Genomic DNA, 17,675 nt, shown 5'->3' with positions numbered 1-17,675 from the left:
GCGAATCCTCGTCCCGATGATGACCGCACCCACCGTACGGCCCTCCCGGAGGCCGGCCGCGGGGCCCCCGCCCGCCGGGCGGATCAGGAGCGGCCGGCCCCGGCGAAGATCCAGCGGTTGGCGGCCAGGGCGTCCTCCGGCTCCGGAAGCGGACCCCGGCCGTGGAGCGCGGTGAAGTCGTACGGGCGGTGCACGTCCACCCGCCAGCCGCGCGCGGCGAGGAACCCGGCCGAATCGGGGCGCGGCCCCGCGGCGAAGAGGCCCGGCAGGTCGATGCCGATCCGCTCGCGCGCCGCCGCGTACACGGGGCCGCCGCGCACGCGCGTCGATTCGGCGGTCACCTCCTTGATCTCGTACGCCAGCGTGCCGCCGGCGGCGCTGAGCCGGTCCACGTCCTCGATCAGCCGCCGCTCGGCCTCGGCGGGGAGGTAGAGCAGCAGGCCCTCGGCGAGCCAGGCGGTCGGGGCGGACGGGTCGAAGCCGGATGCGAGGAGGGCCGTCGTCCAGTCGTGCCGGAGGTCGGCGGCGCACGGGCGGCGCTCGGCGACGGGCTCCGCCCCGATCCCGTCGAGCACCGACTGCTTGAAGGCCAGCACGTCGGCCGAGTCGATCTCGTGGACCACGGTCCCGGCGGGCCAGCCGAGCCGGAGGGCCCGGGAGTCGAGCCCCGCGCCCAGCAGCACCACCTGGCGCACGCCCGACCGGGCGGACGCCAGCAGGTGATCGTCCAGGACGCGGGTCCTCAGCCCGAAGTACCGGCCGAGCCTGCCCCACAGCGGATCCGAGGCGCCGCCGGGCACCTCGTCGGGGTGCAGCGGCCAGCCGGCGGTGTCCGGCGCGGCCCGGACGAAGGCGGCGGCGAACGGGTCGCGGGCGAGCGCGTCGGGACGGTGGGTCTCGACGGCACGGGCGGCGGCCACCAGCAGGGCGGTGCGGCCCACGCCCGCCGTCACCCCCGGGGCCGGACCGGCTGTGGTGCGCACTTCTCCTCCTTCTCCTCTTCCTCTTCGTGCCGCCGCGGTTCCGCCGCGGGGACGTCCCACACGGACGGGTCGTCCGAGGCGGGGGTGCGGGCGCCGTAGAGGACGCGCATGAACGCGAGGACCTCCTCGTACGGCAGGTGCAGGGACGTGGTGCAGTCCGCCGGCACGGTGACGTGGAAGCCCTTCTGGAACGCGGTGCGGGCCGTGGAGTCCACGCACACGTCCGCGAACAGGCCCGCGAACACCAGGTGTGCGACGCCCCGGGCGCGCAGGTGCTCCTCGAAGCCCGCCGTCAGGAAGGCGTCGAAGCAGGCCCGCTTGGTGAAGACGGCCTCGCCGGCGGCGGGCAGGACCCGGTGGAAGTCCGCGCCCCAGGTGCCCTCCAGGCACTTCGGCGGCCTGCCCCGGCCCCGGTCCCGCAGTCGCCAGCTCGCCCCCTGGTGGGCGGGGTCGCCGGTGAAGCGGACGAAGACCACCTCCACGCCCCTGCGCCGGGCCTCCGCGACCGCTCCGGCGGTCGCGGAGACGACGGCGTCCAGGGCCGCCGGGTCGCCGCGGAACCGGGCCCCGGCCAGGGGACTCGCGCAGAAGTCGTTCTGCAGGTCCACCACGACCAGGGCCGTGCGCGCCGGTCCGGTCACGGGCCGCCCACCAGGGCCGCGTCGCGCAGGGCGCCGTCCGGTCCGGAGACGTCGAGCGCGTCGAGCAGGGCGTCGACCACGTCGCCCGTGGAGTGCCGGCCGCCGAGGTCGGGGGTGCGCACGCCCCGCTCGCCGAGGACCGCGAGGGCGGCCTCCACGGCCGCCACGGCGCCCTCGCACCCGGCGTGGTGCTCGGCGACGAGCGCGGCGGCCCGGACCGTGGCCACCGGGTTGACCAGGTCCCGCCCCGCCAGGTCGTCTGCCGAGCCGTGCACGGTCTGGTACTCCACCAGGCCCCGCAGCGCCGGATCGAGACAGACGTTCTCCGTGCAGCGGTTCTCCTGCCGGTCCGAGCCGTACCGGTCGAGGAGCATGACGTGCATGATGTCGGCCCACTCGTTCCCGGCGATCAGCAGGGTGCGGTCGGGCAGTCCGTGGGCGAGCAGGTTGCGGTTGACCGTGTCCGGCTGGAACACCTCGATCCGCACCCCGAGCCGCTCGGACAGGTCGGCCGCCCACGCGTCGAACGCCCCGTCGAGCAGATGGAACTTGTACGCCATGAGGATCCGGCCGATCCGCCCGTCCGGCCAGGTGCGCCGGGCCCGCTCCAGGGCATGTTCGACGACCGCGCCGGTGATCGCGCGGCTGAAGGTGAGGGTGCGGGTGACCTCGCCCTCGGCGTGCGTGTTCTCGCCGGTGTAGAAGCCCTGGGCCTGGTCCCTGACCAGCAGCAGCGACCGCCCGTCGGCCGCCAGCAGGTCCACCTTCACGGCCCGCAGCCGGCGCCGGACGAGGTACAGCGACTGGGCGTTGATCGCGGTGCGGAAGACCGCCGTGGTGCCGCGCCCGGCCAGCTCCCGGCACCACGCCTCGTAGTGGTCGGCGTCCTCGGCGGTCAGCCGCTGCACGGCGGCGACGTCGTGCTCCCGGCGGAGCGAGACGTACGAGTGGTACAGACGCGGCGAGCGGACGACGTCCACGCCCGTGCCGCCCGGACGGCCGGTGGCCAGGGCGCCCAGTACGCGCTCGAAGACGCCCGCCAGCTCCGGCCCCGTGCCGTGGCCGACGGCCAGGCCGATCACGGGCCGGACGCGGGCGGAAAGGTCCGTCACCGGCGAAGGGACCCGCACCGGCGGAACGGCTCCCGCAGCCGGTGCGGCTCCCGCTAACGGGGTGGTTCCCGTGGCCCCCCGCCCCGTCTCCCCGGTCATCGGGCGGCGCCGGGGACGAGGCGGTCACCGGCGATGCCGGCCTTCTCCGGGCGGTAGTAGTCCCGGATCCCGGCCGCCCAGACGGCCACCGGGACGCGGTCGCCGTCCACCGGGCCGAAGGCCTCGAACAGCGCCTCGATGTTGGGCCGCTCGAAGCCGATGGCGGTCATGAGGGCGAGGAAGTCGGGGCGGGCGACGAAGCCGTCGCCGTGCACGTCGCCCATCGCGGCCAGCGCCTCGGCGAACTCGTCGACGGCGGCGTCGAACCGCTGCGGGTCGAGCACGACGGCGGTGAACTCCTCGGGGCTGATCCGCCCGTCGCCGTCGGCGTCCAGCTCGGACAGGAGCGTGTCCCCGTACCGGCGGAAGGCGCCGAGGAGCCGCGTTCCGGCCTTCTCGTCGGCCGCCGGCAGCGCCGCGACGGTCCGCTTCCCCATCAGCTCGAAGTCGGCGGGCTCCAGGAAGCCGTTCCCGTCGGCGTCGAAGAGCGAGAACACGAGCTGCACACGGTCGGTGGCCTCGGTGGTGGGCATGAGGATGCACCCGGCTTTCGGTGAGGACGACGCCGGGACACGCGCCCGGCCGCTGATCCACTATCGGGGTGCGGGGGCGCTTCCGATGTACAGAACCGGGCTGTTGTACACGATCGGAGGCAGTTCGCCGGACGGCGCATGACGGGCCGGGAAGTTGGACATCAGGGGGCGGATCCCCTTCCGGCGGTCTGCCGTCCCCTGTGCGACCGTCGGCGGTCGACGGCGAACCGCCCGTCCCGGCGGGGCCGGAACGGGCGGGGGGAAAGGGAACGGCCCGACGGGAGCGGTCAGTCGCGGTCGACTTCCTTGCGGAGGACCCGCTGCTCGGTCGTGGAGACCTCGTACGTCGTCTTGTCCCAGTTGCCGGTGTCGACGACGTCCACCGACCAGGCGTCGTCGTCCAGTTCCACGGCCGTGACGGTGCCCTTGTCGTCCTCGGTGGCCGTCTGGACCGCCTGCTCCGGCGTCACGGTGGTCCGCTTCAGCCGGTCGGCCAGCTCCTGCTTGTCCTCGGCGTCCTGGTCCGCGTCCGGCTCGTCGCTGATGACCTTGCCGCTGACGCCGTCGACCCAGACGTCGTGGAGGGTGCCGTCCGAGGCGGCGACGCTCGCGTGCCACGCCGGAGTCCGCGCGCCCGCCGACGGGCTCGCGGAGGCGGACGCGCCGGCGCCGACGGACGGAGAGGCGGACGCGGTGGCGCTGCCGCTGGGCCGGGGGCTGCCGCTCGCCGTGGCGTTCGGCGGCGCCCAGGTGAGCTCGGTCTCGACCGGCTTGCTCCCGGGGACGGCGGCCACGGCGGTCTGCGTGGCCTTGTCCCAGGTGACCTTGGTGGCCGGGACGAGCCGCTGGCGCTCGGCCTGGTCGTCGGTGAGCCGGGGCGAGGCGGATCCCGAGGGGGAGGCGGGCGCGGAGGTCGGCGCCGACGGCTCGGCCGTGCCGGTGGTCCGGGCCGGTGCGACGCGGGCGGAGGTCGTGGTGGTCTCCTTCTGCTCGGAGCCGCAGGCGGCGAGCAGAAGGGCGCAGGACGCGGCGAGGCAGGCGACGGCCGGGCCGCGCAGTCGATGTCGCAGAGAGGTGCTCATGCACCCATTCCTGACCCGTGTCCTCCGCTCCGTGACGCGGCCGCCCGTCCAACCACCCGATCGCGGTCCTCCTCCGGTCCGGACGGGGGAAACCTCCCCGGTGCCCCCGTCCGGACGCCGCCTCACCGGTCGGACGACGAGTCGTCCTCCTTCTCGTCCCCGTTCGTGTAGCGGAACCGCGCCCACAGCGGGAGGAGGAACCAGCAGACGAGGTACCAGGCGAAGACCCCGGACACCAGCCACGGCACGTAGCCGTCGTGCGTGGCCACCCGCAGGATCAGGAAGAGCGCCGAGATCAGCGTCGCGAGGAGCAGGATGAGACCGAGGAACGTGAGCCGGGACGCCCAGACGACCGCCTGGGGCTTGATGCGGCGTCCCGACACGATGCGGTGGAAGGCCACGGGCCCGATGAGGGCGCCGGTCGCCAGCGAACCGAGCACGACGGTGACGAGGTAGATCGTCTTGTCGGTCTGCTCCAGGCCCTGGAAATGTGGTGTGAACACCACGGTGAGCAGGAAGCCCAGGAGGATCTGGACGCCGGTCTGGGCGACCCTGATCTCCTGGATGAGTTCGGTCCAGCGCCGGTCCGCGCGCTCTTCGGACGTCTCGTGTCTTCTGGTTCGCCGGTCACTGTCGGGTATCGCATCCTCAGCCATGGCGTCCTCTTTCCCGCAGGTCGGCATCCCATCCGCCTGGAGTTTTCCTTTTCCCAGGGTGCGCGTCACCCTCCGTTCCGGCCCGGCGGGAGGACCTTCGCGGCGGGCCGGAACCGGGAAGGCGCGTCCGTACGCACGCGCGCGTGGGGAGTGCGATCACCGGAGGGCCTGCGTAGCCTGGGACCGGTCCCCGGGGCGCCCGGGGGAGGACGGGCCGCTCCGCACCGCCGCAAGACGCCGGAGAAGAGCCGCGGAGGTCGTGTGTCGACGTACGAGGATGTCCTGGGCGGTCTGCTGGCCCGTTCCCACCTGCGGTCCGGGCGGGAACTCGCGGGCCTCGTCCAGGACGCGGGCCGCCGCATGGGGTTCGGGGGGACGGCCATGTACGTCACCGACCTCCAGCAGATCCGGCTGATCGCCCTCCCCCAGCCGCACGCCGCCGGCCCGCCGACGCTCGACGTCGACACCTCCCTCGCGGGCCTGGCCTACCGCACGCAGCAGGCGCAGCGGTCGAGGGACGGGTCCACCGCCTGGCTGCCGATGCTCGACGGGGTGGAGCGCGTCGGCGTCCTGATGGTGACGGCGCCCGTCCTGGACGCCGCCCTGCTCGAACGCGGTGAGACGCTCGCCGGGATCGCCGCCCTGCTCGTGGTGTCGAAGTCCTCCCACAGCGACCTGCTGGTCGAGACCGAGCGCGCGCGGGCGATGACGGTGCAGGCCGAGTTGCTGTGGGCCTTCCTGCCGCCTCGGACCATCGGCACGGCGGAGGTCACCTCCTCGGCGGTCCTCGAACCCGCGTACGACATCGGCGGCGACACCTTCGACCACACCCTGGACGACCGCGGCCTGCACCTGACCGTCATCGACTCCATGGGCCACGACCTCGCCTCCGGCGGGGCCGGCGCGGCCGGGCTCGCCGCCTGCCGGGCCGCCCGCCGCTCCGGGGGTTCGCTGAGCGACATCGTCACCTCGATCGACGAGATCCTGGACACCTGGTTCACCGACCGCCTCATGACCGCCGTCGTCGCCCATCTGGACGCCTCCGACGGGCGGCTGACCTGGATCAACTGCGGGCATCCGCCGCCCCTGCTGATCCGTCACGGCAGGGTGCTCCCGCAGGTCCTCGAACGGGAGCCCGACCTGCCCCTCGGCTGGGGGTTCCTCAGGGACGCGCCGCCCACCGAGCACACCGAGCGCCTCCAGCCGGGCGACCGGATCCTCCTCTACAGCGACGGCGTCACCGAGGCGCGCTCGCCCGGAGGGGACTTCTACGGCGAAGAACGGCTGGCCGACACCGTCATCCGCGCCACGGCGGCCGGTGCCCCCGCCCCCGAGGCCCTCCGCCGCCTGGTACAGGGGCTGCGGCAGCACCAGGGCCACAAGCTGCGCGACGACGCCACCATCCTGCTCACCGAGTGGCACCCGAGCGGGCGCGGCGGAGGAGCGGGGCCGGACACGGCGGAAGGACACCAACGGACTTCGGGGGCGAGTGATCGCTCCGGGCGCGGGTAGGCGCGGGTCGACAGCGAGACCACGGAGAACCGTCAGGAGGGTTCATGAGCACGCCCCCGAACGATCCCGTCCCTCCGAGCCCCACGCCCCCGCCCGGGCCAGGCCCCGCTCCCGGACCGGGACCGCTGCCGGGGCCGGTTCCCGGACCCGGCGGTCCGGACCCCGTTCCGCCCGCCCCGCCCCGGCCGGAGCCGGATCCGCCGGCCCCGACACCGCCTCCGGACCCCTTCCCGCAGCCCGGTCCGCTGCCCCCGCCGGGCCCCGGGCCGGAACCGGTGACCTGAGCGCCGGTCCGTGATCGGTGACCCGATCGTCGCGCGCGTCGGCCCCCGCCCTGTCGCAGGGCGGGGGTCGACGCGCGTGCGGGACCGGGACACCGCCCGGCCGGGAGGAACTCAGCCCGCGCCGAGCGGCGGCACCCGCTCGGACTCGGGAGGAGGCCCGGGCGGCGTGCCGTCACCGAACGGGCGCCCGCCGAGCTCCTCCCGGCCGTGCGCCGACAGCCAGTTCCGGGTGTCCGGGCCCAGGGGGACGACCCCGGTCGGATTGATGGCGCGGTGGACGACGTAGTAGTGCGTCTTGATCTGCTCGAAGTCGACGGTGTCGCCGAAACCGGGCGTCTGGAACAGGTCCCGCGCGTAGCCCCACAGCGCCGGGAGTTCGGTCAGCTTCCGCCGGTTGCACTTGAAGTGGCCGTGGTAGACGGCGTCGAACCGCACGAGGGTCGTGAAGAGGCGGACGTCGGCCTCCGTGAGGGTGTCCCCGACCAGATAGCGCCGGTTCCCAAGCCGCTCCTCCAGCCATTCCAACCGGTCCCACAGCCTTCGGTACGCCTTGTCGTAGGCCTCCTGGCTGCTCGCGAAACCGCACTGGTAGACACCGTTGTTGACGTCCCGGTACACCTTCTCGGCCACGTCGTCGATCTCGTCGCGCCACTTCTCCGGGTAGAGCTCCGGCGCGCCGTCCCTCTGGTGGGCCGTCCACTGGCTGCCCAGGTCGAGCGTGATCCGCGCGAAGTCGTTGGTCACCACCGCGCCGGTGGGGACGTCGACGATCGCGGGCACGGTGATCCCGCGCGCGTAGGCGGGGTCCCGCCGGAAGAACGCCTCCTGGAGCCTTTCGATGCCGAGGACCGGGTCCCTGCCGCCCGGGTCCAGGTGGAAGGACCAGCTGCGCTCGTCGTGCACGGGCCCGGCGATCCCCATCGACAGGACGTCCTCCAGGCCCATGAGGCGCCGGACGATCGAGGCGCGGTTCGCCCACGGGCACGCGCGGGCGACGACCAGCCGGTAGCGCCCCGGCTCGACGGGGAAGCCGTCCCGGCCGTCGGCCGTGATCCGTGTCGTGATGTAGTTCCGGTCGCGTTCGTACTCACCGTCGCCAGCCATGGCCACGAGCGTAGCCCGCCCCGTGCGGCTCCGCCCGCGATCAGCCGGGAGCGCCGTCCGGGGCCGCGGGCGCCGCGCGCAGGACCGGCATCATCGTCTCGACGGGCCCGTCCCGCGCCAGGTGGTCGAGGATCATCCGGTTGACCCGGTCCGGCTGTTCCAGCGGCACCAGGTGGGAGGCGCCGGGCACCACGGCCAGCCGGGCGTCCGGGAGCGCGCGGTAGAGGGCGGCGGTGTGTTCGAGCGTCATCATGTCGTCGTCGCCGACCACGACCAGCGCGGGCGCCCGCACGCGCCCCAGGTCCTCGGGGGAGAGCGTCGGCTGGGTCCGCCACATGTCGACCACCTTGGCCGCCACCACCGGCCAGTGGTCCGCGCCGTCCGGCGTGACGGCCGCGTACATCTCGCGGAAGAACTCCATGTCCGGGCTGTCGGGCGCCATCGCGTCGAGCATGGCCGGATCGGCGAAGCACTCGGGGCCGGGGCGGAAGTTCGCCCCGATCGCCACGAGCTTGCGGACCAGGTCGGGCCGGGCCGCGGCGACGAGCAGCGCGACGACGGCGCCGTCGCTCCACCCGACCAGATGCGCCGGACCGCCGACCACCCGCTCCAGGAACGCCACCGTGTCGTCCGCCATGTCCCGGTACGACAGCGGCCCGGCCACGTCGGGGGTGTGCCCGTGCGCGCGCCGCTCGGGCAGGAAGAGCCGGTGCGCGCCGGCCAGGTCGGGACGCTGGGCGCCCCACGTCTCGTTGGTGCAGAAGCCGCCGTGCAGCAGGACCAGCGGGTCGCCCTCGCCCTCGGTCTCGTACCAGGTCCTGACCCCGGGAAGGTCAGCGTATGCGCCCATCGTCCAGGCCCTCTCCGGATCGCCCCCCGATCCCGCCCAGTCTCCGCCGGGCGCGGGAAGGGCGCAAACGGTGATCCGCGCCGGCCCGCGCGGCGCACCGGTCGGCGTTCGAACGTGCCGCGAGGGTTCGAACGGAGAAGACGGGGCACCCGGTCATTCCGATCCGAGAAGGGGTGAATGGGCATGAGCGCAGGGGGGTCGACCACGGCCGTCGCGAGAAGAGCGGCCCGTGGGGACGTGGTGCGGGCGGGCGCCCGGGCGGGCTTCGTCGCGCGTGGAGTGCTGTACCTGCTCATAGGAGTCCTGGCCGTGCGCATCGGACTCACGGGCACCGGCGAACAGGCCGACAAGGGAGGCGCCCTCGCACAGGTCGCCGGGACGCCGTTCGGAGCGGTGATCCTCTGGGCCCTCGGCATCGGACTCGTCGGGATGGCGCTGTGGCGGCTCTCGGAGGCCCTGTTCGGCAGCGCCGGTCCGAAGGGGGACAAGCCGGCCAAGCGGGCCGTGTCCGGCGCCCGGTTCGTCTTCTACGCCGTCTCGGCCTTCTTCGTCCTGTCCTTCGCGACGGGGAACCGGAACAGCGGCGCCGGTTCGACCGACCGCCAGAGCCACGACATCACCGGCCGTCTCCTCGACCTGCCGGCGGGACAGTGGCTGGTCGGCGCGGCGGCGGTGGGCTTCCTCGGCGCGGGGCTGTGGATGGGCGGCCGGGCCGTGATGCGGAAGTACCGCAAGCACCTGACCTGGGCCACGATGTCCGAGAAGCAGCGGCGCTTCATGGACGTGACCGGCATCGCCGGCGGCGTGGGACGCGGTCTCGTCTTCGCGGCCATCGGTTTCTTCGGCCTGAAGGCGGCGATCCAGTTCGACCCGAACGAGGCCAAGGGCATGGACGACGCGATCCGCTCGTTCGCGCAGACCCCCGCCGGACCGTGGCTGCTGGTCGCCGTGGCCGTCGGACTCGTCCTCTTCGGGGTCTTCTCCTTCGGCCAGGCGAAGTGGCGCGACGTCTGATCCGTCGGCCAGGACCCGGGCGCCCCGCACGCGTACGCGTGCGGGGCGTTCTCAATGGCCGTAGCGGCCGGTGTCGACCTCCCAGCGGTGGTAGCCGGCGATCCAGGAGGAGAGGCCGTCGACGTACCGGCGGGCGGCCTCGTTCCCGGCCGGGGAGAGGCCCAGGAGGTCGCATATCCCGGGGACCTGGGCGGTCAGCTCCACGAAGCGGTCGACCATCGCCTGGGCCTCGCGCATCACCTGGGCGGCCGCCTCCTCGGGAGTGCCGCCGAGCTCCTCACGGACGATCATCACCATGTTGGCGACGTCGCCCCGGGCGAGCTCCTGCGCGTACGAGTGCACGTCATTGGTGAACGACGGTATGTCGGCGGCGAGTTGGCGCATCAGGCGCAAGGTCGGATGGTGCAGCACCTCCTGCGGCACCTCGAACCGGTTGAGCCGCTCGACCATGTCGAAGAGCGTCTCCATGGCGGCCGTGCCCCGGCGGAGCGCCAGATAGCCCTCCCGGTCCGGGAGCCGGCCGGAGAGCCGGCCGGCCGCCTCGGCCGGGTGGCAGGCGAAGTACCACTCCCAGTTGTAGGCGCTCCTGGCCCGCCACCGGGCGGACATGCCGCGCGCGCTGCGCTCCCAGAGGTCGGCGAAGGCCCGCTCGACGGGGGTGCGGGCGCCGGGCTCGGGGCCGTCCCCGTGCAGGAGGGCCGTCAACCGCGTGCAGACCTCCGCCACCCGCGCGGGGGCCCGGCCGAGACCGGTGTCGAACCCGTCGTCGAAGAGGAAGTAGAAGCCGAGCAGGTCCGCCGCGAGGGCGAGGTCGCCGGTGGAGCAGTCGGGACTGGTGAACGCCGCGAGCCGGGGCACCTCCCACCGCTCGTACACCGCCCGGTCGACGGCCCCGGCGAGCCCTTCGTGCCGCCGCAGCCACTCCCGGTGGAGGCGGGCGGCGGGCTCCCGGTCCGGATGGCTGTGCGGCGGGAACGGAAGGTCGAGCACTGCGGCGTGGAACACGTGCACCCCCTGGGCATTGGGCCCGGGTGCCACCGACGCCCCCCGGCGCGATCGAAGAGTACTTGAATTGATCACTAACTGCCAGGAATAACAAGGGGATCGAAACCGGATCCCAACGGCCGGGATCCGACCGGCGGCCGTTCGCGGTGGGGCCTGGGACGGTCAGCGACGATTCGTCCCGTGCGGGCGGCCGCCGCCCCCGGAGCCCGACCCGGACCTGTCCGAGACTCGCCCCCGGCCCCTCACGTAGAGTGGGGCCCGGGCCGTGACTGGCGCTTGAGGTGGATCACCACCGTGGAGCGGCCCGGCGGAGCGCCCACCGGCGCGGCCGTGCCGCATGCCGTGCGCCTGGGCGAACCACCGGTCAGAGACGACGCCCAGGAGTTGCCATGTCCACCAGCACCGCCGCCCTCATGGACGGTACGGCCCTCGCCCGCCGCACGGTCGAGGAGACCGCCGCCCGCGCCGCCGAGGTCACCCGCCGCACCGGCGTCACCCCCTGTCTCGCGACCGTCCTGGTCGGCGAGGACCCCGCCTCCGTGACGTACGTGAAGATGAAGCGGAACCGCTGCGCGAAGGCGGGGATCCGTTCCCGGCACGTCGAGCTGCCCGCGAGCACGACGACCGAGGAGCTCGTCGCCGCGATCACCGCCCTCTCCCTGGACCCCGAGGTCCACGGCATCCTCCTCCAGCACCCGGTCGGCCCCCACATCGACGAGCGCGCCGCCTTCGAGGCCATCGCCCCGGAGAAGGACGTCGACGGCGTGACCACGGCCTCCTTCGCCGCCATGGGCTTCGGCCTCCCCGGCTTCGTCTCCTGCACCCCCGGCGGCATCATGCGCCTCCTCGACGCCCACGACGTCGAACTGAGCGGCAAGCGGGCCGTCGTGGTGGGCCGCAGCGCCATCCTCGGCAAGCCGGCCGGACTGCTCCTCCTCGGCCGCGACGCCACCGTCACCTACTGCCACTCCCGCACCCGGGAGCTCTCCTCGGTCGTCCGCGAGGCCGACGTCCTCGTCGCCGCCGTCGGCAGGCCGAACTTCATCAAGGGCGAGGACATCAAGCCCGGCGCCGTCGTCGTCGACGCCGGCTACAACCCGGGCAACGTCGGCGACGTCGACTTCGCGTCGGCCGCCGAGCGCGCCTCCCTCATCACCCCGGTCCCCGGCGGCGTCGGCCCCATGACCATCGCCGTGCTCCTCGCCCAGACCGTCGAGGGCGCCGAGCGCCAGCTGGGGCTGTAGGACGACCATGACGGGAAGGCGGCAGGGCGCGCGTTCGGCGGTCGTCGCGATGCTGTGCGCACGACGCCCGGCCGACGGGGAGCGCCGGGGCCGCGACCACCGGCCGGCGCCGCGCCGCGCCCGCTGGTTCGGCACGCCGCTCGTCCCGCTGCTCACGGCCGCCCTGGTGGCGACCGCCTTCCTGTCCGTCCGGGGCGGGGAGGACGACGGGAACCCGGCGAGCGCGCCGTCCCCCGTCACCACCGGGGGCGCCGGCCCCGGCACGGTCCCCTCCGCGACCGGCGGCCCGTCGCCCCGCGCGTCCGGCGCCGGGAGCGCCGTCACGTCGGCACCCGGCACGACACGGGACGGCACGCCGACGACCGCGGCCACGCGGGACGGCACGCCGACCCGCACGGAGCCCGGAGACCGGACCCCGCGCACGGCCGCGTCCCCCGTGCCGTCACGGACCGGGAGCACCCCCTCCGCGAGCACCGCCCCGTCCCCCTCCGGCACCCCGAAGCGCGAACGGCGCTCCGGGCGGCCCCTCTCCTTCGAGGCGCTGCACGTGGGCGACTGCTTCGACATCGACCGCGAGGCGCCGGGCACCGTCGTCCGGCGGGCCTGCGACACGCCGCACTCCGCCGAACTCGTCGCCCGCCCCCGGCTGACCGGCCGCTACGCCACGGACCGGGCGGTGCGCGAGGCGGCCACGGAGCTCTGCCGCGAGCCGCTGCGCCGCAAGGCCGCCCGGCAGCCGCTCGGCACGCGCTGGACGACCTTCGTCCAGTACCCGTACCGGACGAGCCACCTCCTCGGCTCGGACACCGCCGCCTGCAGCCTGGCCGCCCCCTCCGCCGCCGGCGGCACGATCAGCCACCGGCTCAGATAGCGCGCCGGCGCGGGTGCCGCCCACCGCGGCCCGGTCTCCGGCCCGGACGGTGCCCGGCGCCGTTCATAGGCCCGGGGTGGTGCCCGTCCCTGACCGGGCCGCCTCGGGCCACGCCCGTCCCGGACCCGGCCCGCCTCAGACCGCGCCCGCCGCCGAGGCCGTCGCCAGGGCCGCCGCCGGGTCCCGGTCCGGCGGGCCCGCCGGAGTCCAGCGGCCCCCCGACTTGAGGTACGGCCACCAGCGGCCGTCCTCGCCGAGCCGCAGCTGCGCCTCCGCGCCCACGGCCGTCCACCGCGCCCCGCCCGCCCGCCGCAGGACCGGCCGCTCGTCGTCCTCCCAGGCCTCGGCGAGCCGCGCCCCGGCGCGGGTCAGCGCCTCGGAGTCCGGCGCCCACTCCTCCTCCAGTACGGCGAGGGCGGCGGCGCCCCCGAGCCGCCACGCGCGCGTGGCGAGGTCCATCTCCGCCCGCGACCGTCCCGAACCGGCGGTGAGCCGCGCCGCGATCCACGGAGCGGGAGAAGCCGCCGCGAGACGCACCGCGTCCTGAGCGCCCGTCAGGCCCGCCTCCGCGCACCCCGGCGCGCCGCCGTCCGACCCCAGCGCCTCGGCCAGCAGCCGGTGCGCGCGCTCCGCCGCGTCCGCCGCGAGGAATTCGAGGGCCGCCGGGTCCACCCCCGGCTCCGGCTCGGTGTCCGTGTCCAGGGACGGGGCCCGGCCCGGCGCGTCCGGCACGCCCGGAGGGCCGGGCAGCGGCGGCAGCAGGAACGCCGACGCGTACGCCTCCCCGGCCGGCACGCCCGGCATCCCGCCGACGTCCCCGGAGGCGCCGTCGCCGTCGTCCCCGTCGCGCGCCGGGGGAGCGGCGGCACGCGAGGCGCTGCGCTCCTGGAGCTGGTCGAGGAGGGTGCGCTCGCCGCGCCCGCGCATCAGGAGCAGGACGAAGGGGTCCTCGTCCAGGAGGCGCGCCACCTGGTAGCAGAGCGCCGCCGTGTGCGGGCAGTGGTCCCAGGCCTCGCAGCCGCACTCCGGATCGAGGTCGCCGACGCCCGGCAGCAGGTCGAGCCCGGCCGCCGCCGCGTCCTCCACCAGGTGCGGCGGCATCTCGCGGTCCAGGAGCGCCGCGATGTGGCCCGCGCTGTCCACCGCCAGGTCGAGCAGCCGCTCCCACTCCTCCCCGGAGAACTCCCGCACCAGCACGTCGCTCCGGTGCGCCGTGCCGTCCCGGTCCTTGACCACCGCGGTGATCCGGCCGGGCCGCACCGACACGGCTCCCACCGCCCCCGCGCGCGCGTGGCGCCGCCCCGCCTTGAGCTGTTGGCCGTCGAGCGCGGTGTCCTCCAGGGCCTTGAGCCACACCTGGCCCCACCAGGTCCGGGTGAACGCCCCGCCCCGGGCCGGCGGCAGCGCCGCGAACGTCCGCTCGCCGTCCCCGTGTCCGTACCCGCTCATCGTCCGTCCCCTCGCAGTCGCACCAGCTCCGCCAGTTCGGCATCGGTCAGTTCGGTCAGCTCCGGCGGCAGGTCCCCGCCGGTGCCGAGGACGCTGTCCGCGAGCTCCCGCTTGCGGTCGAGCATCGCGGCGATCCGGTCCTCTATCGTCCCCTCGGCGATCAGCCGGTGGACCTGCACCGGCCGGTCCTGCCCGATCCGGTACGCGCGGTCGGTGGCCTGCGCCTCGACCGCCGGGTTCCACCAGCGGTCGTAGTGCACGACGTGCTCGGCGCGGGTGAGGTTGAGCCCCGTCCCGGCGGCCTTCAGGGAGAGCAGGAAGACCGGCACCTCCCCGTTCTGGAAGCGGGCGACCATCGCCTCCCGCTCCGCGACCGGCGTGCCGCCGTGCAGGAACTGCGTCCGCACGCCCCGCGCCGCGAGGTGCGCCTCCAGGAGCCGGGCCATCCCCACGTACTGGGTGAAGACCAGGGTGCACGCGCCCTCGGCGAGGATCGTGTCGAGGAGTTCGTCGAGCAGCTCCAGCTTGCCCGACCGCCCCTCGATCTCCGGCCGCTCCTCCTTGAGGTACTGGGCCGGGTGGTTGCAGATCTGCTTGAGCCCCGTCAGGAGCTTCACGACGAGACCGCGGCGCGCCATTCCGTCGGCCTCGGAGATCGCGGCCAGCGTCTCCCGCACCACCGCCTCGTACAGCCCGGCCTGTTCGGGCGTCAGCGACACGGTCCGGTCGGTCTCCGTCTTCGGCGGGAGCTCGGGCGCGATGCCGGGGTCCGACTTGCGGCGGCGCAGCAGGAACGGCCGGACGAGCGCGGCCAGGCGCGCGGCGGCGGCCGGGTCGCGGCCGCCCTCGACGGCGGTGGCGAACCGGGCGCGGAAGGCGCCCAGGCCGCCGAGCAGCCCCGGCGTGGTCCAGTCGAGGATCGCCCACAGCTCGGAGAGGTTGTTCTCCACCGGCGTGCCGGACAGCGCCACGCGTGCGCGTGCCCCGACGGTCCGCAGCCGGCGGGCCGTCGCCGAGTACGGGTTCTTGACGTGCTGGGCCTCGTCCGCGACGACGAGTCCCCAGTCCCGCTCGGCGAGCCGCTCGGCGTCGAGCCGCATGGTGCCGTACGTGGTGAGGACGAAGCCGCCGTCGGGGAGCCCCTCCAGGTCGCGGGCGGCGCCGTGGAAGCGGCGCACCGGCGTGCCGGGCGCGAACTTCTCGACCTCCCGCTGCCAGTTGCCCATGAGGGAGGTCGGGCAGACGACGAGGGTGGGTCCCGCCGACGCCGGATCGGTCTGCCGGTGCAGGTGCAGGGCGATGAGGGTGATCGTCTTGCCGAGGCCCATGTCGTCGGCGAGGCAGCCGCCGAGACCGAGCGAGGTCATCCGGTGCAGCCAGTCGAGCCCGCGCAGCTGGTAGTCGCGCAGGGTCGCGGCGAGCGCGGCGGGCTGGGCCACCTCGGGCCGGTCGCCCCCGGGGTTCGCGAGCCGTTCCCGCAGCCGCTCCAGCGGGCCGGTCGCGGCCACCTCGACGGCCCGCCCGTCGACCTCGGTCGTCCCGGTGAGGACGGCCGAGAGCGCGTCCACCGGAGTGACCTCGCGGTCCTGATGGGCCCTGGCCCTGCGGACCTCGGCCGGATCGACGAGGACCCACCTGTCGCGCAGCCGTACGAGGGGCCGTCCGGTCTCGGCCAGCCGGTCCAGCTCGGCGCGGGTCAGCTCGTGGTCCCCCACGGCGAAGCGCCAGTTGAAGGCGAGGAGGGAGTCGGCGGCGAGGAGCGAGGGCAGGGAGGAGGCACCCGCGCCGATACGGGTGTCGGCATCGGTGCCCGCGTGCACGTCGGCGTCGATGCGGCCGTCGGTACGGGTGGCGCCGTCGTCTGTCTCGGTGCCGACACCGGTGCCGGACGCGTGCGGGCCGATCTCCACCCGGGCCGTCAGCCGGTCGGAGAGTTCGCGCGGCCAGTGGACCCGGACGCCCAGGGCCGCGAGGGCGTCGGCCGCCGGGCCCAGGAGTTCCGCGACCTCCTCGTCGGCCAGTTCGACCGTGTCGGGCACGGCCGCCGACAGGAGCGGGGAGAGCGGGGGCCAGGCGCGGGCGGCGCGCCGGAGGGCGAGCAGGGCGTCCATACGGGCGCGGGGGCCGAACGCCGCCCCGACCGGCCCGGAGCCCGACCACACCTCGGCGGCGTCCGCGACCAGGGCCGGGTCGGCGACGCCGTGCAGCTGGAGCACCGCGCGGAAGCCGGGTGCCTCCCGCGACTCGGCGGTGAAACCGGGCAGTTCGAGGCGGAGCGAGAGGCGGACGCCCGCGTCGTGCACGGCGGCCACGTCGGACGCCCACGCCCGGTGCTCGGGAAACGTCCCCGCCGCCTCGGCCGCGAAGGCGGGCCCGCCGGCCGCCGCCGGAGCCGCCGGGGTGCGCGGCAGGGTGTCCGCGACGGCGTCGGCGAAGGCCCGGAGCAACGCCTCCGGTTCGGGGAGCAGGGGCGGAGCGTCGGGAGAGGCGGCGGGGAGGGGGACGGCATGGGCCGTGGGCGGCATCGACGCGGCGAGCGTACGGAGCTTCCCCAGGTCCTCGGGGCCGAGCGGCCCGGCCCGCCACGCGTCGTGGTCCCCGGACGTGAGGCCGGGCAGGAGCAGACCGCGCGCCACGAGGTCGAGGGCGAGCAGCGCGGCGGCGCCCCAGAAGGCGGCCGAGGGGGACGCGGCGTCCGAGAACCGGGCGCGGACGAGCAGCGGCAGGGCGTCCCGTACGGAGAGGGTCCGGGCGGGGACGGTCACGGGCCGGAGGGTGCCGCCGTCCACGACCGTGAGTCCGTCGGCGGCCGGGCGGGTTCCGGGGGAGTCCGGCAGCGGCTCGCCGTCCGGTGACCAGAAGGCGATCCGCCCGGCGCGGGGCGGATCCGCGGGGAGGAAGACGGCGGAGTTGCGGGGGAGACTTCCGGTGGGTTCGCGGGTCGGATCATCGGGTCCGTACGACAGCGACAACGCATTCCTCAAATTTGACTACTTGTATCGAGCCGCCGAGAGTACCCCACCGGACGCCCCCGCGCGCCTTCGTCCGCGGTGATCCGCGCCACAGGCCGAACTCCCTCCCGGAGGCTCCTTCCGGGGTGGGGCTCTCCCCACCCCGGCCCCCTGGCGCGCCCCCCGGCCGGGCCGGGTGGTGACGCCATGGCTCCACAAGGCCGCGCGTCCGTACGTTCGGTGGGTGCCCGCCGAGCACCTGCCGACTGCTCACCGAGCACCCAC

15 protein-coding genes and 1 riboswitch are annotated in these 17,675 nt (G+C 75.1%); of the genes, 4 read left to right on the top strand and 11 right to left on the bottom strand.

All coding sequences use genetic code 11. The annotated features are described in order from the left end of the window. Window positions 1-83: 83 nt before the first annotated feature. The 6 genes from ACIQKA_RS19635 to ACIQKA_RS19610 form a co-directional block, all read right to left on the bottom strand. Window positions 84-983 (bottom strand): SAM-dependent methyltransferase, encoded by a 900-nt coding sequence (locus ACIQKA_RS19635; RefSeq protein ID WP_391094946.1) that lies wholly within the window; start codon window positions 981-983, stop codon window positions 84-86. Next, window positions 950-1,624: a cysteine hydrolase family protein gene (locus ACIQKA_RS19630; protein WP_402541710.1), complete on the bottom strand. Its 675-nt coding sequence runs from the start codon at window positions 1,622-1,624 to the stop codon at window positions 950-952. The genes ACIQKA_RS19635 and ACIQKA_RS19630 overlap by 34 nt, the downstream gene beginning before the upstream one ends. Next, window positions 1,621-2,736, bottom strand: coding sequence for an isocitrate/isopropylmalate family dehydrogenase (locus ACIQKA_RS19625; protein WP_402541708.1), 1,116 nt, complete (start codon window positions 2,734-2,736; stop codon window positions 1,621-1,623). The genes ACIQKA_RS19630 and ACIQKA_RS19625 overlap by 4 nt, the downstream gene beginning before the upstream one ends. A 95-nt stretch (window positions 2,737-2,831) precedes the next feature. Continuing rightward, complete coding sequence (locus tag ACIQKA_RS19620) at window positions 2,832-3,368, bottom strand: EF-hand domain-containing protein (protein ID WP_383158987.1); 537 nt, start codon at window positions 3,366-3,368, stop codon at window positions 2,832-2,834. Between the two features lie 287 nt (window positions 3,369-3,655). Next, a complete protein-coding gene (locus ACIQKA_RS19615) occupies window positions 3,656-4,450 on the bottom strand; it encodes a PepSY domain-containing protein (protein WP_383158989.1) in 795 nt (264 codons plus the stop codon). Window positions 4,451-4,572: 122 nt separating this feature from the next. Next, a complete protein-coding gene (locus ACIQKA_RS19610) occupies window positions 4,573-5,106 on the bottom strand; it encodes a DUF6328 family protein (protein ID WP_390108819.1) in 534 nt (177 codons plus the stop codon). Window positions 5,107-5,367: 261 nt separating this feature from the next. Here ACIQKA_RS19610 and ACIQKA_RS19605 point away from each other — a divergent pair, with 261 nt between their 5' ends. Beyond that, entirely contained in the window at window positions 5,368-6,618 is a 1,251-nt protein-coding gene (locus tag ACIQKA_RS19605; protein ID WP_402541706.1) for a PP2C family protein-serine/threonine phosphatase, read from the top strand. A 395-nt stretch (window positions 6,619-7,013) separates the two neighbouring features. Here ACIQKA_RS19605 and ACIQKA_RS19600 read toward each other — a convergent pair whose 3' ends face one another. Then, entirely contained in the window at window positions 7,014-8,006 is a 993-nt protein-coding gene (locus ACIQKA_RS19600; protein ID WP_383160529.1) for a glutathione S-transferase family protein, read from the bottom strand. A gap of 40 nt (window positions 8,007-8,046) precedes the next feature. After that, window positions 8,047-8,856: an alpha/beta fold hydrolase gene (locus ACIQKA_RS19595; protein ID WP_383160531.1), complete on the bottom strand. Its 810-nt coding sequence runs from the start codon at window positions 8,854-8,856 to the stop codon at window positions 8,047-8,049. 183 nt (window positions 8,857-9,039) lie between these two features. On the opposite strand from ACIQKA_RS19595, the gene ACIQKA_RS19590 reads away from it, so the two are divergent. Then, complete coding sequence (locus ACIQKA_RS19590; protein WP_383160533.1) at window positions 9,040-9,870, top strand: DUF1206 domain-containing protein; 831 nt, start codon at window positions 9,040-9,042, stop codon at window positions 9,868-9,870. Between the two features lie 51 nt (window positions 9,871-9,921). On the opposite strand, the gene ACIQKA_RS19585 is transcribed toward ACIQKA_RS19590, so the two are convergent. Next, on the bottom strand, window positions 9,922-10,875 hold the full coding sequence (locus ACIQKA_RS19585) for a terpene cyclase (protein WP_391094941.1): 954 nt from the start codon (window positions 10,873-10,875) through the stop codon (window positions 9,922-9,924). Window positions 10,876-11,130: 255 nt separating this feature from the next. Further along, window positions 11,131-11,236: riboswitch (ZMP/ZTP riboswitch) on the top strand. A gap of 28 nt (window positions 11,237-11,264) precedes the next feature. On the opposite strand from ACIQKA_RS19585, the gene ACIQKA_RS19580 reads away from it, so the two are divergent. Both ACIQKA_RS19580 and ACIQKA_RS19575 read left to right on the top strand, forming a co-directional pair. After that, window positions 11,265-12,119, top strand: coding sequence for a bifunctional 5,10-methylenetetrahydrofolate dehydrogenase/5,10-methenyltetrahydrofolate cyclohydrolase (locus ACIQKA_RS19580; protein ID WP_383159801.1), 855 nt, complete (start codon window positions 11,265-11,267; stop codon window positions 12,117-12,119). A 7-nt stretch (window positions 12,120-12,126) separates the two neighbouring features. Next, window positions 12,127-12,990: a hypothetical protein gene (locus ACIQKA_RS19575; RefSeq protein ID WP_402541703.1), complete on the top strand. Its 864-nt coding sequence runs from the start codon at window positions 12,127-12,129 to the stop codon at window positions 12,988-12,990. Between the two features lie 135 nt (window positions 12,991-13,125). Here ACIQKA_RS19575 and ACIQKA_RS19570 read toward each other — a convergent pair whose 3' ends face one another. Both ACIQKA_RS19570 and ACIQKA_RS19565 read right to left on the bottom strand, forming a co-directional pair. Next, window positions 13,126-14,439, bottom strand: a complete 1,314-nt coding sequence (locus ACIQKA_RS19570; RefSeq protein ID WP_402541701.1) for an SWF or SNF family helicase — start codon at window positions 14,437-14,439, stop codon at window positions 13,126-13,128. Then, on the bottom strand, window positions 14,436-17,405 hold the full coding sequence (locus tag ACIQKA_RS19565; protein ID WP_402541827.1) for a DEAD/DEAH box helicase: 2,970 nt from the start codon (window positions 17,403-17,405) through the stop codon (window positions 14,436-14,438). Before ACIQKA_RS19565 ends, ACIQKA_RS19570 begins: the two co-directional genes overlap by 4 nt. Window positions 17,406-17,675 lie beyond the last annotated feature (270 nt).

This window comes from Streptomyces sp. NPDC092045 (genome assembly GCF_044756005.1).
GTDB lineage: Bacteria > Actinomycetota > Actinomycetes > Streptomycetales > Streptomycetaceae > Streptomyces.
Note: the sequence above shows the minus strand (reverse complement) of the source record. Positions and strands in the feature narration are given on the sequence as shown.